Source organism: Herbaspirillum lusitanum P6-12, from assembly GCF_000256565.1.
Taxonomy (GTDB): domain Bacteria; phylum Pseudomonadota; class Gammaproteobacteria; order Burkholderiales; family Burkholderiaceae_D; genus Herbaspirillum; species Herbaspirillum lusitanum.
In genome coordinates, this window is sequence record NZ_AJHH01000086.1 from 1 (window position 1) to 6,597 (window position 6,597).

Sequence of the window (6,597 nt, forward strand, 5' to 3'; positions counted from 1 at the left end):
TGAAGGCGCTCAGCGCCGGCATCATCAGCATGCCGACGATGGGCATGCTCACGCGCAGCTTGCCGCGCGGCGCGCCCAGGCTGTGTGCGAATTCCTGCTCGGCCGCTTCGACTTCGGCGAAGATGCGGCGACAGCGCTCGAGGAAGGCGGCGCCTTCCGGCGTCAGCGTCACCGAACGCGTGGAACGGTGGAACAGTCGCACGCCGAGCCGTTCTTCCAGGCGCGCAATCGACTTGCCGACGGCCGAGGACGACACGCCGAGCTGATGCCCGGCGGCGGTAAAACTGCGCGCTTCCGCCGCCTGGACGAAGGCGTTGAGCGAGTTGAGGCTATCCATGGCGCTCCTTCGCGCGTGGTGTCCGGTTTCAATTACGGACATATTGATCCAATGTGATTGGAACTATAGCCCAATTGTCCGCAGTCTCTGAAAGCCTTATCTTGGTTGTTCACGCAATGGCGTTTGCCGCTGCTTCACTGGACAACGACCGGACCTCCAAAATGACTTCTTCGACCTGCTCCAACCCCGACACCCCTGCGCCGGCATCTGCGCGGCCTCACCCGGCAAACAGCACGATCAGCCAAACCGCCGGCAAACTTCCGCTTGCAGGTTTGCTGGCGCTGGCCATGGCGGCGTTCATTACCGTCCTCACCGAGGCCATGCCGGCTGGTTTGCTGCCGCAGATGAGCGCCGACCTGGGCGTGTCCGAATCCCTGATCGGGCAGCTCGTGACCCTGTATGCGATCGGCTCGATGATCACCGCCATTCCGCTCACGGCAACTACCCAGAGCTGGCGCCGCAAACCCTTGCTGATGACGGCCATCGTCGGCTTCGTGATCGTCAACACGATCACCGCAGTATCGACCAGCTATCCGCTGACGCTGGCGGCGCGCTTCTTCGCCGGCGTGTTCGCAGGCGTGGTGTGGGCGCTGATCGCGGGCTATGCGGCGCGTATGGCGCCGTCACATTTGCAGGGCCGCGCCATCGCCGTCACGATGGCCGGCATCCCGATTGCGCTGTCGCTGGGCATCCCTGCGGCGACGTTTCTCGGCGCGAGCGTGGGCTGGCGCCTGAGCTTCGGCATCATGAGCGCGATGACGCTGATCCTGATCGTCTGGACGATTGCCCGGGTGCCGGATTTTCCTGGCCAGAAAAGCGACAGCCGTTTGTCGATCACCGGGGTGTTCATGCTGCCCGGCGTGCGTTCCGTGTTGTTTGTGACGCTGGCGTTCGTGCTGGCGCACAACATCCTGTACACCTACATCGCGCCTTTCCTTGCGCGGGCCGGCATGGCGGACAAGGTCGGTGCGATCCTGCTGATCTTCGGCGTGAGCGCACTGGCCTCGATCTGGGTCACCGGCGCCCTGATTGATCGCCGGCTGCGCACGCTGGTGCTGATCAGCATCGTGCTGTTCGGCTTCGCTGCGGCGACACTGGGAATATGGGGCAGCGCCCCGGCGATGGTGTATGCCGGCGTAGCGGCGTGGGGACTGGCGTATGGCGGCGTGCCGACCCTGTTCCAGACGGCGTCGGCCAAGAATGCCGGCGACGCGGCTGACCTCGCACAGGCGATGATCGTGACGGTGTGGAACCTGGCCATTGCCGGCGGCGGAATTGTCGGCGGCGTGCTGCTCGATACCGTCGGGGTGGCATCGTTTCCGTGGGCCTTGCTGGCGCTGCTGGCGCCGACGCTGGCAGTGGCGTGGCTGGCCCGGCGCAAAGGCTTTCCGGCTGCCGCGTCCCTTTAATTTGGGGGCGCGCGCTCAGGTATAATCGGGCCGCTTCTGTGCGGCTCTTCCGTGGATTTGTCGACACTGCAACACATGACCGGTCCGCAGCTTGAAAACCATCTTCTCCACTTTATCGGCAGTCACCTTGGCGCTTGGCCTGAGCGGCTGCATTGCCCCGCCCATTGCGCTGACGCCGCTGACCGAGCAGCGCCTCAATGTGCTGGCGCCGATTCGTTTCCTGCTGACCTTCGACGACGGTCCGAGTGCATCCGGCTTTGCCAATCCGACGCTGTCGATTCTGGACGATCTCGCCAACAACCCGCACGTGCCCGGCGTCAAGGCGGTGTTCTTTGTCCAGACGCGCGCCAGCGGTGCAGGCGGTAGCGAACTTGGTCGCGCGATCATGCGGCGCGAGCATGCGGAAGGACATATTCTTGGCTTCCACACCAGTACTCCGGGACATACCAATCATCGCGACCTGAGCCCGCAGGCGCTGGAACAGTCGCTCACCGATGGCAGTGCCGATATTGCCGCCATCACCGGCGCCGCACCGACTTTTTTGCGTCCGCCGTTCTGGAACTTCGATCAGCGCACCTTCGCCGCCTATCAGCAGCACGGCTTTCATGTGCTGATGACCGATGTCAGCCTGAACGACGGCAAGATCTGGGGCTACAACTTCAGCCTGCGCCGCCGTTCGAATATCCTGCGGCAATTGTCGGAAGTGCGCGAGCGCATCGCCAACGGCGAGCTGCCGACGGTGGATGGCGTGATCCCGGTGGAAGTCACGTTCCACGATCTCAACCGCTACACCTCGCGCCATATGCTGGAGTACATGCAGATCCTGCTCGACAGCGCGCAGGAAACCGGCCTGAGAGTGGCCGCCAAGCCGTTCTACGACGACAGCGCGGCATTGCGGCGGGCGGTGATGGCGCGCACGGTCACGGACCGTTCCAGGCCTCTGCATTTGCCGCCGCTGTGGGCTTGGATGTGGGATGGTAATTCTCACTGAGCGCATTGATCACGCTCTCGCAGGCAGATTTCAGGAAAGCCCGAATTGTTTTCTCAAGCTGGCGTCCACCGGCCCTGCCGGCAAGAATCGGCGTAATGTACCCAACAGCGAGGCCTGGCCGGCAGGCGTGCGGCGCATGCGCCATTTGCCAAGCGCTGCGTCAACGATTGTCGTGGCAACGGCATAGGGCTCAGGCGCCTCGTTGGTAGCGCGGGCAACCGCGGCGGCCACAATATTGCGCTCCCGGTCGTAGGCAGCAAGAGTGGACTTGGCCTGCGGTGAATTGGTCTCCAGGCTGGTTCTGGTGTAGGCCGGCTCCACCAGCGTGACACGAATGCCAAACTGTCGTACTTCGTGATCCAGTGTTTCCGACAGCCCCTCGATCGCATGCTTCGATGCCGAATAGAGCCCCATGTAGGGCGCAGGAAGGAATCCAAGCACGGAACTCACGTTCACGATTCTTCCCGAGCGCTGTTTCCGCATGTGCGGCAAAACGGCTTGCAAGGTACGCATGATGCCGAAGACATTGGTCTCGAATAGACTCATCGCCTCGGTCATGTTGGTCTCCTCCACCGCGCCGATCATATTCACCCCGGCGTTGTTGACGAGTACATCGATGCGTCCGGCGGCGCCCACGATCTCGGCAATGGCATGGAGCACTGAGTCGTCGTTGCGGACATCCATCTCAATCAGGGTGACGCCGGGCAATGGCGCCGCCGTGGAGATATTGCGGACGGTGCCGAATACCTCGCATCCCTGCCGTGCAAATTGCTCGGCCGCCGCCCGACCGATACCGGATGAGACACCGGTTACCAAAACAACTTTTGAGGTCGCCATCATTTTTCCTTTTGCTTTAATTTGAAATCCGTTGCGCTGCACGCAAGCACGCGGCGGCCGCGTTATTGCTTCATCTGCACTACCACCTTGCCTTTGGCACGGCCTTGTTCAAGATGGACGAGCCCATCCTTCGCCTGATCAAACGCAAACACCCTATCGATCACGGGGCGGATTCGCCCGCTCGCAAGCAAATCACCGATTTCGGCAAGCTGGCCGCCGTCTGGGCGGACGAACAGGAAGGAATAGCTGGCGTCGCGCCTTTTTGCGCGGCGAATGATCTTCGCGCTCAACAGGCTGAACACCACCTTCATGAGAAAGTTCATCCCGCGCGCACGGGCGAAGGCGGCGTCCGGCGGCCCTATCAACGAAACTACCTTGCTGCCGGGTTTCAGGATCGCCAGGGACTTTTCCAGCGCGTCGCCCCTGACGGTGCCCAGCACGGCATCGTAGCCCCGCAGCACGTTCTCCACGTCCTGCTTTTTGTAGTCCACCACCTCGTCCGCGCCGAGGCTACGCACCAGGTTCACATTGACGCTGCTGGTCGTGGTACCCACCGTCGCACCAAAATGTTTGGCCAGTTGGATAGCGAAAGTGCCTATACCGCCCGAACCCGCCGGGATGAATACCTTCTGCCCTGGTTTAAGTTGCGCGCGCTCATGCAACGCCTGCCACGATGTAAGGCCAACCATCGGGATCGAAGCCGCCTGTACAAAGTCCAGATTGGCCGGCTTGAGCGCGGCTGCATATTCAGGCACGGCAGCGAACTCGGCGAGGCTGCCGCCCGGAAGGTCAAAGATGCTGGCGAACACGGCGTCGCCCGGCTTGAAGCGCGTTACCTTGCTTCCCGCTTCCACCACGATCCCTGCCAGGTCACTGCCGACTGTGTGGGGCAGTCGCAACGGCAAGATGGGCTTGAACGTGCCCTTCGCGATCATGTAGTCGATAGGATTCAACCCGGCAGCGAGCACCTGAACAAGGATTTCATCTGGTTTGATCACTGGTCGCGGGATTTCGGCGAAGTCGACCTTGTCGAGTCCGCCATAGCTTTTCAGGACGAGTGCTTTCATGCTTTCCCTCTTTTTCTTTCCATGTACGGCGGCGGTCCTTGCATCGACCTGCCGCGCGGGGTTAACCCTGTCCTCACCGCCCCCGGGTCTGCGACGATTGCCGGCCGACATGCAGCAACGCCAGCGTGAACATGACTTCAATGACAACCGCTGCCAGGATACCCGGCGCGGCTATGGGCGCAGCTCAGGCCGGCAGCAATCGGGGTGCGACCTTGCCGGTTTGGGTACCCGCAAAGAGCGCAGCGCGCGCCGATTCAAAACGCTCGATGGCACCCGCGTCAGCCACTGCGGGCAATGTGATGCTTTCACCTTGGTCCAGCGCGGCCAGGGCCGCATCGACCATCGCTTCCGTCGGCATGACCGTATCGGGATTCAGGGCAGAGAGCGGTACGCCGGATTGGTCCCAGACCTCCGTGGCTGTGGCGGCCGGGAGTACGACCTGCACCTTGACCGCCGTGTCGGCCAGCTCTTGCTGCAGACCGCGGCTGAAACTCAGGACAAACGCTTTTGTGCCGCTGTACACCGAGCTGATCGGTAAAGAATGCAGCGCCAGCGCGGAGGAGATATTGATGATCAAGCCTTCGTTACGCGCCTTCATGCCAGGCAAGGCCGCGTGCGTCAGGCGCGTCAGCGCGGTGATGTTCAGCGCAATTTGCGACGTGGAATCTTCCAGAGCGCCGCCGGCGATGGGCGCGAGCCGTGCAATGCCGGCGTTGTTCACCAGGACACTGACTGCCGGGTTCGTCGTCAGGACTTGCGCTACGCTGGCCTGGCCGTCATCCGTGGCCAGATCGGCGACCAGCGTCTCGACGCTGACGCCATGCGTCGTGGAAATCGTCGCCGCCAGCGCTTGCAGCCGGTCGGCGCGCCGGGCGACCAATACCAGGTCGTAACCGCGTTTGGCGAAACGGTCGGCATAGACTGCGCCGATTCCCGACGAGGCGCCGGTGATCACGGCGATTTTTCGTGTGGATGTTGACATCGTAGATCCTTAAAGAGTTAGCACTGCTGTACTGGATTTCCAGCGAACAAAAGGCATAAATATGATAATCGCGCAGCGCCTCGGACAGCGCAGGGTCGTCAACCGCCCGCGCGATCACGGTGGTGCCGATCAAGGCGCACAGCAGCGCCATCGCCTGCTGGTGCGCCTGCGGCTGCCCCCAGTCCGGTAGCTGGCGGGCAATCAAATCGATCATCTCCTTGATATGTATCGTTGCGGCACGCCGCACCTCGGGAGACTGGCGCGGCATTTCCGAGCCCAGCGCCGACACCGGGCACCCAGTCTCAATAGCACTGATATGCTCGGACGATAAATACGCCTGCATCATTGCCTGTATTGCCTGCCCTGGCGGCGCAGCGGAGGTCACCCGAGCCGCCAGAGCAGCCGATTCGGCCCCCGCATGTCTCCAAGCCTCGGCCAGCAAGGCGTCGCGCGACTTGAAGTGCGCGTAAAAACCGCCGTGCGTCAGGCCGGCTTCCTTCATGATGTCAGCCAGGCCGGTACCCGCATAGCCACTACGACGGATGGTATAAATTTTTGCGCGCGCAGCGCCTCGGACAGCGCAGGGTCGTCAACCGCCCGCGCGATCACGGTGGTGCCGATCAAGGCGCACAGCAGCGCCATCGCCTGCTGGTGCGCCTGCGGCTGCCCCCAGTCCGGTAGCTGGCGGGCAATCAAATCGATCATCTCCTTGATATGTATCGTTGCGGCACGCCGCACCTCGGGAGACTGGCGCGGCATTTCCGAGCCCAGCGCCGACACCGGGCACCCAGTCTCAATAGCACTGATATGCTCGGACGATAAATACGCCTGCATCATTGCCTGTATTGCCTGCCCTGGCGGCGCAGCGGAGGTCACCCGAGCCGCCAGAGCAGCCGATTCGGCCCCCGCATGTCTCCAAGCCTCGGCCAGCAAGGCGTCGCGCCGCCACCTCCACGATACGATCGTGCGAGATT

7 protein-coding genes and 1 pseudogene are annotated in these 6,597 nt (G+C 62.5%); 2 read left to right on the forward strand and 6 right to left on the reverse strand.

Annotated features, from left to right (window positions below; genetic code table 11):
* Window positions 1-337 (reverse strand): LysR family transcriptional regulator (locus tag HLUSI_RS0102875; RefSeq protein ID WP_016832539.1); only part of this gene is annotated, 337 nt, incomplete at its 3' end.
* A 161-nt stretch (window positions 338-498) separates the two neighbouring features.
* Between HLUSI_RS0102875 and HLUSI_RS0102880 the strand changes: the two genes are divergently transcribed.
* Both HLUSI_RS0102880 and HLUSI_RS0102885 read left to right on the forward strand, forming a co-directional pair.
* Complete coding sequence (locus HLUSI_RS0102880) at window positions 499-1,746, forward strand: MFS transporter (protein ID WP_157137723.1); 1,248 nt, start codon at window positions 499-501, stop codon at window positions 1,744-1,746.
* A 91-nt stretch (window positions 1,747-1,837) separates the two neighbouring features.
* Window positions 1,838-2,737, forward strand: coding sequence for a polysaccharide deacetylase family protein (locus HLUSI_RS0102885; RefSeq protein WP_016832541.1), 900 nt, complete (start codon window positions 1,838-1,840; stop codon window positions 2,735-2,737).
* 30 nt (window positions 2,738-2,767) lie between these two features.
* Here the strand turns inward: HLUSI_RS0102885 and HLUSI_RS0102890 are convergent, their stop codons facing one another.
* The 5 genes and pseudogenes from HLUSI_RS0102890 to HLUSI_RS0102910 all read right to left on the reverse strand — a co-directional run.
* Window positions 2,768-3,574 (reverse strand): oxidoreductase, encoded by an 807-nt coding sequence (locus tag HLUSI_RS0102890; RefSeq protein ID WP_029363051.1) that lies wholly within the window; start codon window positions 3,572-3,574, stop codon window positions 2,768-2,770.
* A gap of 62 nt (window positions 3,575-3,636) precedes the next feature.
* On the reverse strand, window positions 3,637-4,641 hold the full coding sequence (locus HLUSI_RS0102895; RefSeq protein WP_029363052.1) for an NADP-dependent oxidoreductase: 1,005 nt from the start codon (window positions 4,639-4,641) through the stop codon (window positions 3,637-3,639).
* Window positions 4,642-4,825: 184 nt separating this feature from the next.
* Window positions 4,826-5,623, reverse strand: coding sequence for an SDR family NAD(P)-dependent oxidoreductase (locus tag HLUSI_RS0102900; protein WP_029363053.1), 798 nt, complete (start codon window positions 5,621-5,623; stop codon window positions 4,826-4,828).
* Window positions 5,624-5,693: 70 nt separating this feature from the next.
* Window positions 5,694-6,176: pseudogene (locus HLUSI_RS31260) on the reverse strand (TetR/AcrR family transcriptional regulator); the annotation flags it as partial.
* Window positions 6,122-6,597: LmrA/YxaF family transcription factor (locus tag HLUSI_RS0102910; RefSeq protein WP_016832545.1), on the reverse strand; the 476-nt coding region annotated here is incomplete at its 5' end. The gene HLUSI_RS0102910 and the pseudogene HLUSI_RS31260, both read right to left, overlap by 55 nt.